General features: G+C 65.4%; 19 protein-coding genes and 2 pseudogenes. 4 read left to right on the forward strand and 17 right to left on the reverse strand.

The window, feature by feature from the left end; genetic code table 11:
* The first annotated feature begins 2 nt into the window (after positions 1–2).
* Positions 3–473, forward strand: coding sequence for a SpoIIAA family protein (locus GGR11_RS03850; RefSeq protein WP_183195477.1), 471 nt, complete (start codon positions 3–5; stop codon positions 471–473).
* 347 nt (positions 474–820) lie between these two features.
* Here GGR11_RS03850 and GGR11_RS16985 read toward each other — a convergent pair whose 3' ends face one another.
* From GGR11_RS16985 to GGR11_RS03875, 6 genes and pseudogenes are all read right to left on the reverse strand, one after another.
* The gene (locus GGR11_RS16985; RefSeq protein ID WP_425485669.1) at positions 821–1,015 is read right to left on the reverse strand and encodes an IS1096 element passenger TnpR family protein; all 195 of its coding nucleotides are present in this window, start codon (positions 1,013–1,015) and stop codon (positions 821–823) included.
* A 50-nt stretch (positions 1,016–1,065) separates the two neighbouring features.
* Positions 1,066–1,305: pseudogene (locus tag GGR11_RS16930) on the reverse strand (plasmid pRiA4b ORF-3 family protein); the annotation flags it as partial.
* Positions 1,266–1,451 (reverse strand): annotated as a pseudogene (locus GGR11_RS03860) (transposase domain-containing protein); the annotation flags it as partial. The pseudogenes GGR11_RS16930 and GGR11_RS03860, both read right to left, overlap by 40 nt.
* On the reverse strand, positions 1,409–4,651 hold the full coding sequence (locus tag GGR11_RS03865) for an efflux RND transporter permease subunit (RefSeq protein ID WP_246331528.1): 3,243 nt from the start codon (positions 4,649–4,651) through the stop codon (positions 1,409–1,411). The pseudogene GGR11_RS03860 and the gene GGR11_RS03865, both read right to left, overlap by 43 nt.
* 56 nt (positions 4,652–4,707) lie before the next feature.
* On the reverse strand, positions 4,708–5,769 hold the full coding sequence (locus GGR11_RS03870) for an efflux RND transporter periplasmic adaptor subunit (protein WP_246331530.1): 1,062 nt from the start codon (positions 5,767–5,769) through the stop codon (positions 4,708–4,710).
* A gap of 22 nt (positions 5,770–5,791) precedes the next feature.
* Complete coding sequence (locus tag GGR11_RS03875; protein WP_183195480.1) at positions 5,792–6,385, reverse strand: TetR/AcrR family transcriptional regulator; 594 nt, start codon at positions 6,383–6,385, stop codon at positions 5,792–5,794.
* Positions 6,386–6,568: 183 nt separating this feature from the next.
* On the opposite strand from GGR11_RS03875, the gene GGR11_RS03880 reads away from it, so the two are divergent.
* Positions 6,569–7,993, forward strand: coding sequence for an efflux transporter outer membrane subunit (locus tag GGR11_RS03880; protein WP_183195481.1), 1,425 nt, complete (start codon positions 6,569–6,571; stop codon positions 7,991–7,993).
* A 184-nt stretch (positions 7,994–8,177) separates the two neighbouring features.
* Here the strand turns inward: GGR11_RS03880 and GGR11_RS16720 are convergent, their stop codons facing one another.
* Entirely contained in the window at positions 8,178–8,498 is a 321-nt protein-coding gene (locus GGR11_RS16720; RefSeq protein WP_246331532.1) for a hypothetical protein, read from the reverse strand.
* A 240-nt stretch (positions 8,499–8,738) separates the two neighbouring features.
* Between GGR11_RS16720 and GGR11_RS16725 the strand changes: the two genes are divergently transcribed.
* Positions 8,739–8,906, forward strand: a complete 168-nt coding sequence (locus GGR11_RS16725) for a helix-turn-helix transcriptional regulator (RefSeq protein WP_246331534.1) — start codon at positions 8,739–8,741, stop codon at positions 8,904–8,906.
* A 147-nt stretch (positions 8,907–9,053) separates the two neighbouring features.
* On the opposite strand, the gene GGR11_RS03890 is transcribed toward GGR11_RS16725, so the two are convergent.
* The 9 genes from GGR11_RS03890 to GGR11_RS03930 all read right to left on the reverse strand — a co-directional run bounded on the left by GGR11_RS03890 (position 9,054) and on the right by GGR11_RS03930 (position 16,079).
* Entirely contained in the window at positions 9,054–11,156 is a 2,103-nt protein-coding gene (locus GGR11_RS03890; RefSeq protein ID WP_425485662.1) for a relaxase/mobilization nuclease domain-containing protein, read from the reverse strand.
* A gap of 262 nt (positions 11,157–11,418) precedes the next feature.
* On the reverse strand, positions 11,419–12,345 hold the full coding sequence (locus GGR11_RS03895; RefSeq protein ID WP_221205084.1) for a lytic transglycosylase domain-containing protein: 927 nt from the start codon (positions 12,343–12,345) through the stop codon (positions 11,419–11,421).
* Positions 12,346–12,349: 4 nt separating this feature from the next.
* Positions 12,350–12,685, reverse strand: coding sequence for a DUF736 domain-containing protein (locus tag GGR11_RS03900; RefSeq protein WP_183195483.1), 336 nt, complete (start codon positions 12,683–12,685; stop codon positions 12,350–12,352).
* Positions 12,686–12,753: 68 nt separating this feature from the next.
* Positions 12,754–13,299, reverse strand: a complete 546-nt coding sequence (locus tag GGR11_RS03905) for a S26 family signal peptidase (RefSeq protein WP_183195484.1) — start codon at positions 13,297–13,299, stop codon at positions 12,754–12,756.
* Positions 13,296–13,817, reverse strand: a complete 522-nt coding sequence (locus GGR11_RS03910; RefSeq protein ID WP_183195485.1) for a DUF2840 domain-containing protein — start codon at positions 13,815–13,817, stop codon at positions 13,296–13,298. The genes GGR11_RS03905 and GGR11_RS03910 overlap by 4 nt, the downstream gene beginning before the upstream one ends.
* Positions 13,814–14,068, reverse strand: coding sequence for a ribbon-helix-helix protein (locus GGR11_RS03915; protein WP_183195486.1), 255 nt, complete (start codon positions 14,066–14,068; stop codon positions 13,814–13,816). Before GGR11_RS03915 ends, GGR11_RS03910 begins: the two co-directional genes overlap by 4 nt.
* Positions 14,065–14,718: a ParA family partition ATPase gene (gene parA, locus GGR11_RS03920; protein WP_183195487.1), complete on the reverse strand. Its 654-nt coding sequence runs from the start codon at positions 14,716–14,718 to the stop codon at positions 14,065–14,067. Before parA ends, GGR11_RS03915 begins: the two co-directional genes overlap by 4 nt.
* Positions 14,715–15,809: a replication initiator protein A gene (locus GGR11_RS03925; RefSeq protein WP_183195488.1), complete on the reverse strand. Its 1,095-nt coding sequence runs from the start codon at positions 15,807–15,809 to the stop codon at positions 14,715–14,717. The genes parA and GGR11_RS03925 overlap by 4 nt, the downstream gene beginning before the upstream one ends.
* Complete coding sequence (locus GGR11_RS03930) at positions 15,810–16,079, reverse strand: helix-turn-helix transcriptional regulator (RefSeq protein WP_183195489.1); 270 nt, start codon at positions 16,077–16,079, stop codon at positions 15,810–15,812. It abuts the gene before it with no gap.
* A 247-nt stretch (positions 16,080–16,326) separates the two neighbouring features.
* Between GGR11_RS03930 and GGR11_RS03935 the strand changes: the two genes are divergently transcribed.
* Positions 16,327–16,674: a DUF3088 domain-containing protein gene (locus GGR11_RS03935; protein WP_183195490.1), complete on the forward strand. Its 348-nt coding sequence runs from the start codon at positions 16,327–16,329 to the stop codon at positions 16,672–16,674.
* 28 nt (positions 16,675–16,702) lie between these two features.
* Here GGR11_RS03935 and GGR11_RS03940 read toward each other — a convergent pair whose 3' ends face one another.
* Positions 16,703–17,194 (reverse strand): DUF2285 domain-containing protein, encoded by a 492-nt coding sequence (locus tag GGR11_RS03940; RefSeq protein ID WP_183195491.1) that lies wholly within the window; start codon positions 17,192–17,194, stop codon positions 16,703–16,705.
* Between the last annotated feature and the right edge of the window lie 27 nt (positions 17,195–17,221).

The raw sequence follows: 17,221 nt of genomic DNA on the forward strand, positions 1-17,221 counted from the left end.
ATATGACCATTCCGGCCAATAGGCGTTTCTGGATGGCGGCGCTGGCTGACAAATGTCCCGCCGAACTTTCTCACACCACGAAGGGTCCGAAAATCGTGCCTGCGAACCCGCATCTAACTGATAACTACTGGGTTGAACTAAGCGGAGACATCGTGGTAGCGCGGCTACGCGGCCCGGTCACAGAGGAAGCGCTCGCGATCCTCCACGAACGCGTTGTCATGCTCCTCCAAAGCACCGCCTCACGAAGGGTGCTCTATGACGCCCTGGAGATGGACCCGCCCACGGTGGAACTCACCCTCGTCCAGCAGCGGATGAGCGAGGCCGTTCACCAAAAGAGCGGCCGCGTCGCGATCCTGGTGCCCAGCACCCGCATCGCATACCTGTCGAGGATCGCCTTCGGGCGAAGCGAGCACCGCGTATTCTACAACGATCTCGCGGACGCGATCGCCTGGCTCAATGACACTGCGGAGTGATCCCGACCTTCGGAGTCGATCAACTGGCTGGAAGGCTTCACCCCCCGAGTGGATGGGGCAGATGTGGCGCAGGGCTCCGAACTGGGGTTAACGAGAGATTACCAAAATTGATCGGGTCGCGAGCAGTGATCTTTCGGCAGGCGCCGTGGCGACGGAACCGGGTCTGCACGAGACGGTGCTGCGTCGGTGGATCTGGCTGGGATGCATGCTTGCGCGAAAGCCGCGCATGCTCGTATGCGGCGCGACAATCAGCGCAGCAAGGGGCTGTCCTGGGATTCGGCGTCGTTCTTATCCGTATCCATCCGGTGAGCGCCGCGACGGCTTGACGGTGGATCGGCCTGGGGTGTTCATGCGCCTTTGTTGATGCGCGCCTTGGCGGCGTTTCGGCGACTTGCGAGCCGGCCGAGAGCGTACTTGATCGGCAGTTCGTCGATGAGGTCGGGATCGTAGTCGTCGAGCCATTCCCTGACCTGGGCATGGTTGGGGTGATTGGGGTCGGCTCTGGCTTCGAGCAATTCGTAGAAGCCGGGGACGCGCCGCAATCTTCGGGCGGTCCGGCACCCCAGCCTTCCTCCATCGGCAGTCCATATCGCTGCTTGCCGATCGTGAACTCCCAGAGATGATAGTCGAACCAGCCGATCGTAGCCTGGATGATGTCGTGCAGGACCTTGAGCGTGATCGATGTCGGCGCCTCGACCTGGCGCCAGATCGGCGGGTCGGTGTCCTTGAGTTCGATACGCACCGTGGCGATCTCGCCCAAGCTTTTGGAGGCGGCGGATGTCTTGACCGGGCTCACGCCGCCATCTTTTGAGGCCGCGCCTTCCAGTTCCACGGCATGAGCTCGTCGAGCTTCTGAACCGGATGCCCGGCGATGCGAGCGAGCACGTCGGCGAGCCAGGCCTGCGGATCGATGTCGTTCAGCTTGGCGGTGACGATCAGGCTGTACATGACGGCGGCGCGCTCGCCGCACCCTTCGGACCTCGCGTCGCGCTCAACTGGTAGAGAATGGGAACAACGAACACCGTCAGGGCCGTGGACACGAGCGTTCCGAAGATCAGCGAAATGGCGAGGCCGCCGAAGACGGGATCGCTCACCATGATCGCCGACCCAAGGACGATGGCGAGGGTCGTCAGGATGATCGGGCGGAGCCGGACGGCGCCGGCCATGCGGACCGCCTCGTCCAGCGCCATGCCCTGCTTCAAATTCTCCTGGATGAAGTCGATAATCAGCAGCGAGTTGCGGATCACAACACCCGACAACGCAATGATGCCGACGATGGACGTGGCCGAAAAATCGACCCCCAGGATCCAATGGCCCGGAAAGATCCCGATGATCCCGAGCGGAACGGAGGACATGGCGATCATCGGGATCAGGAATGACCGATAGTAGGCCACCAGCAACAGATAGACCGCCGTCAGGGCGACGCCCAAGGCGACGATCATGTCGCGATAGATATCGAGGGTCATGCGCATCTCGCCATCCCACAGCAATTGATAGCCGTCGATGGTGTCGGGCGCCCGGGGGCTGAAACTCAGGTTGCCGGTCGTCAGCGGCTGCCCGTCGGGCGCGTTGATGCCGGAAAGGCGCCGGTTCAGATCGAGAACGGCATAGAGCGGTACGCTTTGCGACAACTCGCCCCCGACAAAGGCGACGCGTTCGTTATCCTTGCGCTGGATCGGCCGATCGGCGATCGACGATGAGGCTTTCACCAGCTCGGACAAGGCCACGGGCTGAGCCGACGTGTTGTTCACGAACAGGCCGTCCAGTTTTGTCGGATCGACGGCGTATCGACGCGGGACATAGGCGCGAATATCGACCGGGTTGCGCTCGTCGGCCGGGTGCGCCCGCCCGACCACGTCCCCGCCATAGACGAGCCGCAGCAACTCGGCGATCTGCGCCACAGAAACGCCCGAGAGGGCGGCCTTTTCCCTGTCGGGCACAAGCACCTGCTCGACCACGTCGACAGGTTCGGTGTTCGAGATGTCCACCATGTCGAACGTCCTGGCGAACTCCGTCTCGACCGTGGTCGACAGGCGCCTCAGTCCCTCGGACTCTGGTCCGTATATCTCGGCCAGCACCGTCGCGCGCACCGGCGGCCCCGGAGGATCCTCGACCAGGCGGACGCGCGCACCAGGGTAGCTGGCCCGGATCTCGTCCACCTTCGGCCGCATCGCCCGCACGATCTCGATGGAGCTCAGGCGCCGTGCATGCTTGTCGACGAGATTGACCCGGATCTCGGCGACATTGCCGCCCCGCCGGTCGGCGGTGCCCTGCAGCAGACCGTTGAAGTCGACGACCCCCGATTGTCCGATCCAGCTTTGATAGTTGGAGACGTTCGGATTTGTGGAGAGCAAGCGGCCGATTTCACGAACCATCCGGTCGGTTTCCTCGACGGGGGTGGTTTCCGCCATGCTGATGACGATGTTGAAGGTGTTCGTGTTGTCCTTCGGCATGAAGCCGAGCGCAACGCCGAGCGGCGAGACCGCGCCGCTGACGCCGGAAGGACGGATGAACTGCCAGGCGCCCTGGAGCGACGAAGCGAGGATCAAGGCGAAGATGGCCAAGGCCAGCCCCCGACGAGCGCGCCGACTGAATTGGAGCGGACCGATCAGGCGCAGATAGAGGCGCTGCATCCAGTCGCGATGACCATGGCCGTGGCCATCGTCGGGCTCGTCATGATCGGCTGCGGGATGACGGCGGAGCCAGCGATTGGCCGCCCATGGCGTCACGATATAGGCCACGACGATCGAACCGGCCATGGCGATGGGGACGTTGTAGGCGACGGGATAGAAATAGTCCCCCGCCATGCCCGTCACGAGGAAGAGCGACCCGAACACCAGCATCACCGCCAAGGTGGCTAGATTGGTCGCGTTGCCAATCTCGTTGGTGGCCAGGATCGTCGCCTGTTGCTTGGTCAAGGATGAGGCGGAGTTATAGTGCCGGTGAATGTTCTCGATGACGACGATGGCCGCGTCGACCAGCAGGCCAAGGGCAAGGATGAGGGCAAAGAGCGTCACCCGGTTGATGGTGACGCCGCCGAAATAGTCCGCGGCGAGCGTGATCGAGAAGATCAGCGGCACGGTCAGCGTCACGATCAGCGCTTCACGCCAGCCAAGGAACAGCACCATGATCAGGCTCACCGTGAACAACGCGATGGCCAGATGCTCGATCAGGACATTGACGGCGGCGTCGGCCTTTTTCCCGTCATCACGGGTCACGACGACATGGATGCCCTTCGGCACAAAGGATTGCTGCATCCGATCTATTCGATCGACGACGCTCCTGGAGACGAGAACCGCATTGGCGCCCTTCTTCTTGGCGACAGCGATGGTCACCGCCGGCATTTCCCCCGTGCCCGCATGTTGGGCGCGCGCGTCGGCGAAACCGAAGGCGAACCGGCTCTGCGCCGTGATCTCGATGGGGGGGCCGTCGGTGACGATGGCGACGTCGCGCACATAGACCGGGCGGCCGGCGTGGACCCCGACGACCAGATCGCGCACGTCATCGACAGACGAGAACGCGCCGCGCAGCTGGACCGTCTCGACCTTGCCGTTGCGCAGCGGCCCGGATAGCGGTGTGGACAGGTTGTTGGCGGTGATGGCCGCATAGGCTTGCGGCAGCGCGATGGAGAAGGCGACAAGCCGTTCAGGATCGAAAGCGACGCCGATCTCCCGGTCACGGCCTCCGCGAACGCTGACGACGGAAACATTGGGCAGGCTTCGCAGACGCTCGGCCATACGATCGGCGACGCGCTTGAGCCCATAGTCATCATAGGCGTTGGACGCGAGCGTGACGGTGACGACCGGAACGTCGTCGGCATCCACCGCCCGGATCGTCGGAATCCCGGCGCCCGCCGGCAGACGTTCGCGGTTCGCCATTACTCGATTGTAGAGTTTGACGAGGGAATCCTCCGGGGATTCCCCGACCTTAAACTGAACCTGCACCGCGCCCAGTGAATTGCGCGCGACACCGTATGTATGGTCCACGCCGGACATCTCGCTGAGAATGCCTTCGAGAGGACCGACAATCAGCTGATCCACCTCTCGCGCCGAAGCACCCGGCAGCGCGACCGTGACAACCGCGCCAGGAACGACGATTTGCGGGTTCTCTTCGCGCGGTGTCAGCGCAACGGCGAAGACGCCAGCCATCAGGACGCCGACGATGAAGACGATCGTCAACTTGGATGTGATGAAGCTGCTGGCCAGCCGCCCCGCCAGATTCAGCCGAGGAACACTCATCGCGTTCGCGGCCCTTGAACCAATCTCGCGCCGTCACGCACAGAAGCATCGGCGCGAGCCAGGATCGTCTCGCCGCCCACCAGGCCCGAGGCGATCTCGACGTATCCGTCCGCCTCCTTGCCCGTCCGCAACCACCGGAAGGCGACGCGGCCGTCCTTCCCGACCATGAAAACACCGGTCAGTCCCCCGCGCTCGACGATGGCGCTGGCCGGGACCCGGGGCGATTGCCTTCGGCCGGTCACGAGCCGGGCGCGGCCGAACATGCCCGGCATGAGACCGGGGTCCGGCGGCAGTGCGATATCCACCTCATAGCGCCGCGTTGTGGTATCGCCCGACGGTACGATGCCGCGCACGACGCCGCTCAGGGTGCGGTCGCCCAAGCCGTCGAGGCGCACCTCGATGGGCGTGCCGACGGCAATGCGCCGGACATCGGCTTCCGGCACAAACATCTTGAACAGCAGGCGGCGACGCGCCTCGACGGTGACGAGCGTGCGCCCGGGCGTCGCCAACTCTCCGGCTTGTCCGGGCCGGGCGACAATGACCCCGTCGATCGGGCTGGCGATCGTGACATAAGGCCGCTGGGCCTCGGCGGTGCCAAGCGCGGCCTGCGCCCTGGCGACCGTCGAGCGCGCGACGTCACGCCGCAAGCTGGCGCCACGGAACACATCTCTCGATATCGCACCCGTCTGCGCCAGCGGTTCCTGAGCGACGACATCCTCTTCGGCGTGGGCAAGGTCGGCTTGGGCAGCCGAAAGGCCGGCACGCGCTTGTCGTATCGCTTCATCGATCTCTCTGGCGTCGATCCGCGCCAGCACCTGGCCTCGCCGGACGGATTGGCCTTCATGAACGGCGATCAGGAGCACATAACCGGTGACGCGCGAGGAAATATCGACCCTGTCGTCCGATGTGACGGTGCCGGGAATGGCGTCGAAATCGGGCAGATCGGCGCGCTGGACCACAGTGGTCGGCAGCCGCACCGTCGGCGGCTCCCGATCGACCGCTTCCCCGTGTTCTCCGCAACCGGCCAGCATCGTCAGCACCAGGCCAAGCGCCGGCAAGGTCCGCCTCTTCGCATGATCCCTAAAGGGCATCGGATTGGTCCTTGAGCGCGCGCCGCAGGGTGGAAAGAACATGTGCGGCGATGATTTTCGGATCGGCGTGATCGGCGTGTCCGCTGGACAGATATGGAAGGATGCGCGCCATCTGAACGTGCCCGATGATGAGGGCGATGACGGATGCTGTTGTCAGGGCCGATCGCAAGCCAGGCGAATAGGCCGAGACGATCCCGTCAATCAGCGAGAACGGCTTATCGAAGACCACTCTCGAGAGGCGCGCGACTCTTTCCATATCGCCGTCGATCAACTCGCGCAGCATTAGCTGCGTAAATATCAGATCATTAAACAAGAGCGTCACGAACCACTCGACAAAAACCCGCAACTGATATTCCGGAGAAGAAGTCGTTTTGAACAAATCATCCAGAGGTGACATTCTTGTAACCAGGACATGCGCGAGCGTATCCTCGACCAGCTGCGCCTTGTCTCGAAAATGATAGTAAAGGTTAGCCTGGGTCATCGAGACTTCGCCGGCGACGTCACGCATGGAGACGGCGGAATAGCCGTCCGCCGCATAGAGCCGAGCGGCGGCATCGAGAATTGCGGTACGCGTGTCGGTCAATCCGACGCCCCCTTGTTGAACGGCCGTTAAGTCGATAACTATCTGCCCGTCACAGCGTTGTCTAGGCCGCAGATTCGGTGTCGTCAGATTGGCTGGCGGTCCCGAGCCGAGCCGAAGCCGGGATGTGACGCCGTTCAGCGAACGTCGCGCGCAAGTGCGCGGTCGCCAAGCAAAGAGATACCCATGCGCGCCTATTGGCTCTTCGCCCTGCTTCCTATGCTGTCCGCCTGCACGGTCGGTCCCGACTATGTCGGCCCACCGGACAAGGGGATTTCATCCCGCTTCGTGCGCATGGAGGACACCGCCGTCATCGCAACGCCTCTCGTTGCCCGGTGGTGGGAGACGCTGGATGACCCTATCCTTGACGGAATTGAAGAGCGGGCGCTGCGTGCAAATCCGAACATGGCGGCTTCCCAGGCTCGGTTGCGTCAAGCGCGCGCCATGCTGCGCATCGAGCGAGCCAACGCGGCGCCGAACGTCGCCGCCGGTGCGCTGGCTGGCCATGGCCGCGTGCCGGAGAGCGGCTCCGGCGCTGCAGGCGCCATGATACCGGCTCTGGTCGGAACCGACGAGAGATCCTTCGATCTATATACCGCCGCCTTCGACGCCAGTTGGGAGATCGACCTGTTCGGCGGGCGTCGGCGCGGAGTCGAAGCCGCAACGGCGACCGCGCAAGCCGCAGAGGCCACACTGGCCGACGCGCAGGTGAGCCTGACCGCCGAGGTCGCCCATGCCTATATCGGCCTTCGCGACACACAGAAGCGGATCGTATTGGCGAAGCGGTCGGTGGAACTCCAGCAGCAGATGCTCGACCTCACGCGCCAGCAGTTCGAAAGGGGCGTCGCTTCCGCGCTCGATGTCGAACGGCTCAGCATGCAATTTGAGAACACCAATGCCAGGGTGGCTCCACTCGTGGCCCAGGCCGAGGGCTTTATGAACGCCCTCGCCTGGCTCTGCGGAGAGCAGCCCGGCGCCCTTGATGCAATACTCGATCCGCCCCGGCCAGCGCCACTGCCCCCCCCTGCCGTTGCCATCGGCGATCCGGAAGCCATGCTCAGGCGGAGGCCCGACGTGCGTGCCGCTGAACGCCGGCTCGCGGCCGATACCGCCCGTATCGGGGTGGCGGAAGCCGCCAGGTTCCCGCGGCTCAGTTGGATGGGCGTCATCGGGATCGGCGGTACTCAACCTTCCGACTTGACGCATCTCGATGATTTCGTCGCACTGGGGGCGCCGACGTTGCAGTGGAGCGTGCTGAATTTTGGTCGCGTGCAAGGGCAGATCAGGCAGCGCGAGTCGGCGCGAGACGAAGCCGAAGCCCTGTATGACGCGGCGGTCCTCGGGGCATTACGAGACACGGAAGACGCGTTGGCGCGGTTCCGAGCCGGTCGTGCAACCGTCGCGATTCTCGCACGGGCGAAGGCGTCGGCCGACCGATCAGCCGATCTGATGCAACAGAACTACCGAGCCGGCAAGGTATCGCTCATCGACGCGCTCGGCGCCGAGCGGCAGCGGATCGATGCTGAGGACGGTCTCTCCGCAGCCACAGCCGGTTTGACGGCAGACTATGTCGCGCTTCAGAAGGCGCTGGGCCTCGGATGGCTCGACTGAAGCGAATCGGCCACTTTAGATTGGGCGAGGCTGATCATGGCGAATCCTCGAGCCGAGAGCCGAGGATGACCTGAGAACGGGCCGGAGCCGATTCACGGACCAATGATCGGTCCACATCACCGGGACGCGAAAGACCCCGCCGACGAAGCCGGCGGGGTCCTGGGTTCAGTCAGAGCCGGACGGCTCAGTCGTCGCGGCGGGTTTGGGCACCAGCGCCGGCGTTGACGCCGGCGCTGACCGAAGCGCCGTTCCGGTCGGCAGAAGCCGAGCCATCGGCCCCGGCCGAACCGCGGGCGTCGGCGCGGCGTGAGCGCCGCAGGCGGTCGGCTTCAACCTGGCCGGAGCCGGAGGCCGAGCCGGCAACGGACAGGCCAGCCTGGCCGACGCCCGCCGAGCTGTCCAGCGCGCCCGAAGCGGCGGCCGAAGCCGAGCCCTCGAGGCCCTGGGCGCGGTTGACGCTCGCGGATTTATTCGTTGTGGAGAGCGCGGTGCAGGCGTCCGCCATTTTACCGAACCACAGCGACCCTATCTTTCTCACATCTCATGGTTCGTATCTCCGCGCGCGACAAGGTACGCTGCTCGATGAGCGGGCGTATCTAGAGGCATTCGGGTCGATCTCGACGCCGCTGTTGAACCTCATTCCGAGCGAGGCGGAATTGGGCGCCGAGAACCTAGGCCGGGCGACCGTCACGTTCGCTCGCCAAGCGGCGAGACCTCCGTTGTCCTTACAAGAAAAGAGCTGGCGATGCTTCAAAGAGTCAAAGAGGGGTGCTCAAACCGAGAGATCGCGATCACGCATCGCATAAGTGAAGACACTGTCAAATGGCACATTCGCAACATATTCATCAAGATCGGCGCAAGGAATAGAGTACAAGCGGTCCTCAAGGCGGACCAACTCGGCCTTCTATCGTGAGCGGAACGTCACAGATCGGTCAAGACGCTCGCCCCGGGCAAAACCGGGGCACGGTCGCCTCTGTCCGTCCCGCTGTCTCTCTCACCTTTGAAGTGTTCGGCGTGCCGAATTCGACCAAGGAACCAAGGGGATTCCCAATTTGCAATATCAGATCCCGAGCCCTCTTTTCCGCCCGAGTTGCCAGGACACCGATCCACCCTGCACGACGCCCATGACTTCGCGACCGAGACGATCTTCGATGACCGGCCGCCACGGGACCAGCGTGAACTCCTGGGCATTCTCGACCAGGGCGAACTTGCCGCTCGAAAGCTTGACGGTCTGGGTGAACTTGCCCTGCACCGTTTCGCCGTCGCCTGCCGCCCGAAACGGCACCGCCCGCGAACCAGCTAGATCCGCTCCGGCGCGGACGACATCCCGTTGCTCCAGGGTGGCGAGAAGATTGCGGCGATAGAACACGCGACCATCGGCTTGGCGCGTGGCGTCGCCTTGTTCGATCAGGCGATCGCTGCGACGGTCCATGGCCTGCTGAACCTCGCGCCCGAAGCCGGCGGATGCCAGCTCGGAGGGGCCACGGCCGACCAGCCGGCGGTCCAGCCAGGTCGCGCCGTCCGCCGTGGTCTGGCGTTCGAGGTCGAAGGTTGAGAGGACGCGGATGTTGAGCTGCCGGTTTCGGCTCGCGTCGTGGGCTGCGGCCCTGCTCTCGAAGTCCTCCGGGAGGCGCCAGTGGTCGGCGTCGATCCTCTCGACGATGCCGGCGCGGCGAAGGGCTTCAAGTCTGCGAACATGGGCATCGACGAAGCTCTGATAGTCGCCGCCGGGAACGCGGCCGTCGAACCGCGCCCGCTCCAGATGACGGCTCGGCCGGTAGATGCCATCCTCCACCATGCCGGTGATGGTGCGGTCGGCGGGACGGCGGCCGACTTCGGCCGGGCCGATCTCGACGAGGCTGCCGATGCGAGCATCTTCCATCCGCGCCGGATCAACGTCGGCGACGTGATGGGTGCGGCCGTCGACGCCATCGACGATCAGGGTCAGGTTCTCGCCCAGCTCGTCGGTTAGGTGCTTGTCGATCACGCGACCGACGATCGGCGTCGCGGGTGCGCGGTCGTGAATCTGAAAGCTCACCGGGTCGCGGTCGTGACCCTCCGTCCGAAGCGCCTTCTGCATGGTCCTGATGATGTCGCCGCGCTCGCCGAGGTCCCGCAGCGTCGGCTCCAGCCGGTCGCTCAATTCCCAGCGGCCCGGCGCGTGCTCGGTGACGAGGCCCATGCGCTCCAGCTTGCCGAGCCGGCCCAGCCGATCCGCGCGGTCGGAGACACCGCGCGGATCGGCCGGCTGATGCCGCAGGTCGAGGAGACCGTCGCCGGCCTCAGTGATCATCGCCCGGTCGATGCGCGTGAAGCGGTCCTGGTCGATCTCGATCCTGAATTTCCGCTGCTGCTCGATCTCGGTGATGGGGCCGAGTTCCAGCGTCGCCAGCTCGCTCGCTCGTTCGCGGACGCCATGGGCAATGTAGTCGCCATTGATGACCAGATCCTCGCCCAATTCATCGCGACCGTTGACGATGACATGGACATGGGGATGGCCGGTGTTGAAATGGTTGACCGCTACCCAATCGAGCTTCGTGCCCAGGTCCTTTTCGACCTGGCTCATCAGGTCGCGGGTGAAGCCGGTCAGGTCGCCAAGGTCTGCGCCATCCTCCGGCGAGACGATGAAGCGAAACTGGTGGCGATCGTCGGCGCCGCGATCGAGGAAAGCATCGCTGTCGGCACGATCCTCGGTCGCCGAGTAGAGCTGGCCGCGCTCGCCGTCGCGCGAGGTGCCGTCGCGCTGGATGTAGCGCAGGTGGGCGGCCGCGCGACCGTTCTTGCCGGCGGCGCGGACGGAGCGCGACTTGACGATGACGCGGCGCGCGCCGGGCTGGCGGTGGCTCCAGCCGCGTCCGCCAAGCGTGCGCGATCGGACGAAGGCCGCGCCGCGCCCGCGCTTCACGCCCCGGCTCGGATTTGCACCAGCCTTGCCGCGGACGCTGGCGCCCGACCCGAAGCCCTTGACGCGCGCCGATCCACCGGACGGTCCCGCGCCATGCTGGCGGGCGATCTTCCTGACCTTGGTGAAGAAGCTCTTGGTCGCCCGACCGGGCGCGTCGGAGCGGATGCGTCCTGGTCGTGGTCGGAAGCGATTTTCGTCATCCGCGCTCATGGGTGCCGATCCGGCCGAACGGCGCGAAACTGCCGGAAACCTGGCCATAGTGCCGTGGGTAAGCCCGCACGGGCTGGCTTTCCTGACAAGAGCGGCACTGTGCCGCCTCTATGACGGTGCCGCGCGCCGTCCCCTAACCAGTGTGCAGACCACGATAATTTCGCGCGATGGCCCGATAGGGTGCCACTCGCTTTAATCTTGCCCTCCCGCCTTCCTACCCCTTCCGCCCCTCCTGACCCTGATTCAGCCTGACCCCACCGATACGCGCTGCACACTGGAAAGGACCGCCGGGCATACCCAACCGCCATGCTCATCGCGGCCCTCCCGTCTCCGGGCGGGCGACGAACAAGCCGCCCGGCTGCGGCACGATCGCGGAGAGATCGCGCACCGGCGTTGCAGCCGAGGTGTCGTTGGATTGCGCGCCGGGCGGCACGGGATCGGCGGATGCTGTGCGCTCGGCCTGCGCGACGAACAGCGGCGCGCGGGTCCAGGACCGGGGATCGGCCGACACGACGGCGACCGGCGCGGTGATCTCGCCGCCGCCGACCAGCGGCGCGAGCGTGGCGACATAGGCGCGCGTTTCCGCTGGCAACGGACGGCCCGCGAGATGCTCTTCGTAGCGACCGGGGCCGGCATTGTAGGCGGCCAGAAACCCCGGTGATCCATAGCGGTCATGCAACTCGCGCAGATACGCCGCGCCCGCCAGGATGTTGTCGCGCGGATCGTAGGGATCGCCGCCGAGCCGATGGCGGGTGCGTAAATCGGCCCAGGTCGGCGGCATGATCTGCATCAGGCCCATCGCGCCCTTGGGCGAGATCGCCCGCACCTCATTGGCGCTTTCGACGCGCATCACGGCCCTGATCCAGGCCGCCGGAATGCCGAACCGCTGCGCCGCCTCGGCGATATGCGCAGCATATGGATCGGTCTGGGATGGACGCTGGACCGGCTCCGGCTGCGCCTGAGAGGGAAGCGGCATCGCGACGGCGAGCACGCCGCAAAGAAGAAGGACCGCCGGTCGGACGGGCATCCTGTCTCCGTATCGACGCCAGCCTGCCAGCGTGCTCGCTGCGGTCAAGGGTTCGCGCGACGCGCCGATCTTCGATCGCCCTTGACCTCCGCTGCGCGCGCCGGCCGACGGATCGTCGAGCGGGACGGAGGGATGAGACGGCCTGTTCGCGAACAAAGGGATGGGACTTCGACGGGACAGCAGGCGCGCAATTCTGAAGGGATAGCGCATGGGATCACTCCCGCTCACCGCGCTTGACCGCGCGCGTCCAGTGCAGCGACCAGACGGCCCCGCCATCGTCGTCGCGGAACAGGTTGGCGCGGATCGGTTGCGGCAAGGCCGGATCCTCGATCAGCAGCGAGACGTATTCGCCCGCGCGCTCGCCGTTGCGTTTCCAGCCCGCGCCGATCTCCGGCCCGTCATCGGCGCCGTGATGGACGCGATAGTCCGGCGCGTTCTCGGCATCGGACGGCTCGGCCGGCACGATGGTGAGTTCACGGTAGAGGGTGAGCGTATGAATGCGCCCGACGAAGCCCGTCGTCTCGCGTGTGAACTGGCCGATCTGCGGCATGGTCATCTCCTTGGTTCTGGGGGTTGGGTGAAAGCCGGCGCGCGCCATGCCCGCCGGAATCGGGACGGTCAGCGCGTCGCGGCGCGCCAGACGAAGCGGCCATCACCGGCCTCGTCGGTGTAGATCGGCGTCGCGCGGCCGATGACGGTGCTGATCGGAATGGGACCGAAGTAGCGACCGTCCAGGCTGTCGCGGACATCGGCGTTCATCAGGAAGATCTCGTCACCGGCGATGCGGCGGCAGCCTGACCACACCGGCAGTTCACGGTCCGAGCGGTCGCGGTCGAGCGCCGTGCCGAGTTCGACGCCATCGACCGTGATCGTGCGGCGGATGCGGCAGACTTCCTGCCCCGGCAACCCCATGACGCGCTTGAGCAGCGGCACGCCGCGGCCGATATAGCCGCGCTCCACCATGAAGTCGGCGAGCGCGTCGGGTGGATCGACCGCGACCAGATCGGTGACGGCGATGTCGCCGGGCGGATCAATGCCGTAGAGGCCGATCGGCGCGCTGGCGGAGACGTTCCAGACCAGTCGGGTCGGCGTCGGGATGAAGGACGCAATGGCGACGCCCATGATCGAAAAATACGTCACCATCACATAGCCGAAGCGGGTCATGGCGCGACGCTCCGACGCTTGAGGAACGCCCGGTGCTGCTCGGCGGTGTAGACGCGCGGCTCGTGATTGGCGGTCAGGCGGTTGTGGACGTGCCGCCAATGGTCGGGCGAAACGTCCTCCGGATCGATGCCGATCGCCTGGATGGCGTCGATATGGCGGAGCACCTGTTCGACCTTGGGCCAGCCGTCGATCTTGAGCAGGATATCGCCGCCGGGCCGGACGAAGGGCAGCGTCTGATAGGGTTCGCCAGGCACGACCGCGCGCGCGATGTCGATGCGCGAGATGATCGTGCCGAAGTCGTTGGAGGCCCAGCGGACGAAAGCAAAGATCGCGCCAGGCCTGAACGCGAAGATCCGGCGACGGCGGTCGATGATGGTTTCTTCCGCCAGCCGACCGAAGCGGACCCAGTGCTCGATCTTCTTCTCGATATGCGTCAGCTCGACATGGGTCAGTTCGTCGGACTGAAGCGCTGACGGCACGGGGCCGCCGCGCACGCGGGGAGCCGCGTTGCCGGTCATGGGGTATCTCCTTCGGTGGCGGGGAATTCGCGCGCGAGTAGCTCGCGCAGCATGTCGGCGACGGTGACGCCGCGCTGGAAGGCGACGATCTTGATCCGGCCGCGCAGCTCCGGTGTGATGTCGATCGTCAATCGGGCGGTGAACGCTGCGCCGTTGGCCGCGCGGGCCGCTGGCGGTTCGCTCGCCCTGATCCAGCTCTCGGGATCGGCGGGACGCGCCGCGAAGCCGCGTTTCGGGGATCGCTCGCTCATGGCGCGATCCTTCCGATGTTAAGGCGGCCGATCTCGGCGGCCAGCGCGGCGATCTCGCGCGCGGCCGGACTGTCCGCGTCGATCTCCGATGCGAGCCGCCCGGACTGCGCGGCGTCGGCGAAGACGACACGCTGGCCGATGGTGGCGGCGAGCAAGGGCGGATCGTGATCGGCCAGCGTCTCAGCCGTCTCGCGGGCGATGACGGTGCGCGCGCCACAGCGATTGAGCACGAAGCGCGCGGCCAGCTCGGGCCGGTAGATGCGCGCTTCCGTGAGGAGCGCCAGCATCTCGGCGGAAGCCCAGCCGTCGAACGGCGACGGCTGCACCGGGATCAGCACAAGGTCGGCGGCGAGCAGCGCCGAGCGCATCAGCCCGGCGACACGCGGCGGTCCGTCGATGACGATATGATCGACATCGCGCGCCAGCTCTGGCGCTTCGCGATGCAGGGTGCCGCGAGCCAGGCCGACGACGCCGAACAGCCGTGGGCAGCCCTCACGCGCCCGCTGCTGCGACCAGTCGAGCGCCGAGCCTTGCGGGTCCGCGTCGATCAGCGTCACGCGCTTGCCGGTCCTCACCCATTCCCCGGCGAGATGCAGGGCCAGCGTGGTCTTGCCGACGCCGCCCTTCTGGTTGAGCAGGGCGACGATCATGGCACGCGCCTCGATCGCCCGGCGGCACCGGCACCATGGCTCGCGCCCGCGCGCGTCAAAGATAAAGAGTTAGATTCTTTATTAGACTCTAAGTTAGCGGTCGGATTCCGCGTTTCGAGCCAAAGGCTTAACTGCGGTCCGTGCGCCTGATGTGCCGATAGGGCTGCGCCTGATGTACCGATACCGTTTGCGCCTGATGTGCCGACGGCTTCCACAGCCTTATCCACAGGCACTGTGAATTGTTCGGCGGGCCGGATGCGCAAGTATTCGCGCCGTCCCTCGCGCCAGATGTCGAGGCGGTAGCCGGGCAGCGGCTGGCGGGCCGCGATCCGCCGGAGATCCAGTGCGAAGTCGGAAATCCGTGCCAGGCTGCCGGATTTCTCGTGGAGATGGGCGACCTCGAACAGCCAGCCGTGCGGCTGGCGTCCGGCGTGCTTGCGGGCGACACGGTAGAGCCAGCGTTCGATCCCGCCGGTCAGCCGAAAGTAATCCGGGTCGATGGTCAGAACCAGCGAGCGATCGACGACGCCGTTGTAGAACCATTCGGGCAGGACGAACTCCATGCCCTCGACGCGGCCGTCATGGGTGGTCATCTCCTCCCACTCGTTGATCCACGAGAATTGCCGCCGTCGCCAATGGACACCGTTGCGGATGGTGGTGGCGACGACGGTGGACTGGAGCCGCGCCAGCGACGCCTTCAGCAACTGATACTGGCGATTGCCGGTATCGCGGCCGATGCCGCGCAGGAGTTGGTACGGCGTGAAGCGGAAAAAGCGCGAGGTTCGCAGGCCGTGGTTCTCGGCCTCGACGATCTGGCTGGCCGCCCAGATCAGCACATCGGCATCCCAGATGGTCGCCATGCCGTGCTCGGGCATACCGAGCACCTGCACTTCGATGTCGGCGGCCTTGTAGAGGATGGGTTTGGTGCGCGGTGTCTTCGACAGCGAGAAGAACGGTCGCTCCATCAGGTCGCGTTGATCGCGCGGGCTGGCATCGCCGGTGACGACGACGAAGGGATCGAGCCGCGCCCGTTCGCTGCCGATAAGGCGTTGCGCACGCCGTCCGGCGTCAAGGGATGGACCGCCCGACATTCAGCGTGCGCCCCGTTCGGCAGGCGTCAGGGGCCGTGCCGGGAACACTCGGCCGGCATCCTTGTCGGTGGTGGATTTGCGGGCGGCGACCGCCGTCCAGGCTTGCAAATCGTCCAGCGCATAGACGACGCGCCCGCCGATCTTGCGATAGGTCGGGCCGGTGCCGTAGGTGCGGTGCTTCTCCAGCGTCCGCAGGGAGATGCCGAGAAAGCGCGCGGCATCGGGCGTGCGCAGGAATCGGGGCGGCAGCCCCGTCTTCGGGTCGATCATGGATATGCCTCCGGGTCGGGTTCGGCGGCGGTCGGCGAGCGACAGCGGCTATGGCGAACCGTGGCGGAGGATCGGCGGCTTGCAGCGTGCCGGACTCAGGGGGGTGCGATTCCGGCACCTCGGCGAGGCAGCCTGTCAGCAGCGCCGCCCTTACAAATTAGAATTACCGTGCTCGCGCACTTCGTGACGGTGACGGTTGCCTCAGACTCATGTATTCGAGCGAGACGGTGCAGTCGGGGAACTTCGCATGACGCGTGACAAGCTATTTTTACTGAAGCCGGGATTTGAAGATCCGTCTTATCCCGGCCAAAAATTCTATTGTTGGCATTGCGCTCTCATGGAAGGCGTATTGGCGTCGTTTCCTGAATTGAGCGAACGGCTTGATGTCGAACGGATTGCGTGGCCGCGACCGAGGACGACAGTCATTGACGTGGTGGGATTGGAAAATCAGTCTTTACCGCTACTGGTCCTGGAGGAAGGAGAAACATCGTCCTACCAAACCGGCGTCTACCGAGGGCGCGCTTTCGTCTCTGAGAAAGACAATATCCTCGCCGCACTTACAGAGCGGCACGGTTTCCCGAATCCCCATCCGTGAGTTCTGCGCCACGATAAACGCTGGGCATTCAGCGCCGACGCCGTAGACGGACGGGATAGTGGAGCAGCTCGCGATAACCTCCCTGCATGTAGAACAGGCCGTCCGCAACGAGGCGGCGGACCTTGTTCTTCAAGGGGCTGACCTCCCAATCGTTCTTGGAGCTGCCTTGGAAGCCGAGCAGTGCTTCGGCGATGACGCGATAGCTGGCCCCGGCCAGGTTCGCGTCCAGGGCGCGCAGAATTAGGATGTGCCGGTCGCGGGTCTGGGTCGGAAGGTCGTGCCGCCGGTCGCCGGGCGGTCGTCGAGCCAAGGCCAGCCAGAAGCGCAAAGCGGCCTCGGCGCGCAACTCGAACAGGGTGTCGAGCGGCAGGATGACGACAAAGCCCGTTGGACCTTCGGGTGGAGCGTTCGCGAGCCAGAAGCGGTGCTCCCCGCCAGATCCGCGCCAGAGACCGTGCCAGGCCCTGTCGATGGCCGCTCGTGCAGCCAGACCGGGAAGCCCCGGCAACACGATGGGCATGGCGAAGTCGCCCGGCGGATCACCCGA

The sequence above is a fragment of the Brevundimonas mediterranea genome (genome assembly GCF_014196125.1).
GTDB lineage: Bacteria > Pseudomonadota > Alphaproteobacteria > Caulobacterales > Caulobacteraceae > Brevundimonas > Brevundimonas mediterranea.

Coding starts and splice junctions, on each gene's coding strand:
- GGR11_RS03850 (WP_183195477.1), top strand. CDS start 3: ATGACCATTCCGGCCAATAGGCGTTTCTGGATGGCGGCGCTGGCTGAC.
- GGR11_RS03880 (WP_183195481.1), top strand. CDS start 6,569: ATGCGCGCCTATTGGCTCTTCGCCCTGCTTCCTATGCTGTCCGCCTGC.
- GGR11_RS16720 (WP_246331532.1), bottom strand. CDS start 8,498: ATGGCGGACGCCTGCACCGCGCTCTCCACAACGAATAAATCCGCGAGC.
- GGR11_RS16725 (WP_246331534.1), top strand. CDS start 8,739: ATGCTTCAAAGAGTCAAAGAGGGGTGCTCAAACCGAGAGATCGCGATC.
- GGR11_RS03890 (WP_425485662.1), bottom strand. CDS start 11,156: ATGGCCAGGTTTCCGGCAGTTTCGCGCCGTTCGGCCGGATCGGCACCC.
- GGR11_RS03895 (WP_221205084.1), bottom strand. CDS start 12,345: ATGCGCTATCCCTTCAGAATTGCGCGCCTGCTGTCCCGTCGAAGTCCC.
- GGR11_RS03900 (WP_183195483.1), bottom strand. CDS start 12,685: ATGCCGCAGATCGGCCAGTTCACACGCGAGACGACGGGCTTCGTCGGG.
- GGR11_RS03905 (WP_183195484.1), bottom strand. CDS start 13,299: ATGACCCGCTTCGGCTATGTGATGGTGACGTATTTTTCGATCATGGGC.
- GGR11_RS03910 (WP_183195485.1), bottom strand. CDS start 13,817: ATGACCGGCAACGCGGCTCCCCGCGTGCGCGGCGGCCCCGTGCCGTCA.
- GGR11_RS03915 (WP_183195486.1), bottom strand. CDS start 14,068: ATGAGCGAGCGATCCCCGAAACGCGGCTTCGCGGCGCGTCCCGCCGAT.
- parA (WP_183195487.1), bottom strand. CDS start 14,718: ATGATCGTCGCCCTGCTCAACCAGAAGGGCGGCGTCGGCAAGACCACG.
- GGR11_RS03925 (WP_183195488.1), bottom strand. CDS start 15,809: ATGTCGGGCGGTCCATCCCTTGACGCCGGACGGCGTGCGCAACGCCTT.
- GGR11_RS03930 (WP_183195489.1), bottom strand. CDS start 16,079: ATGATCGACCCGAAGACGGGGCTGCCGCCCCGATTCCTGCGCACGCCC.
- GGR11_RS03935 (WP_183195490.1), top strand. CDS start 16,327: ATGACGCGTGACAAGCTATTTTTACTGAAGCCGGGATTTGAAGATCCG.
- GGR11_RS03940 (WP_183195491.1), bottom strand. CDS start 17,194: ATGCCCATCGTGTTGCCGGGGCTTCCCGGTCTGGCTGCACGAGCGGCC.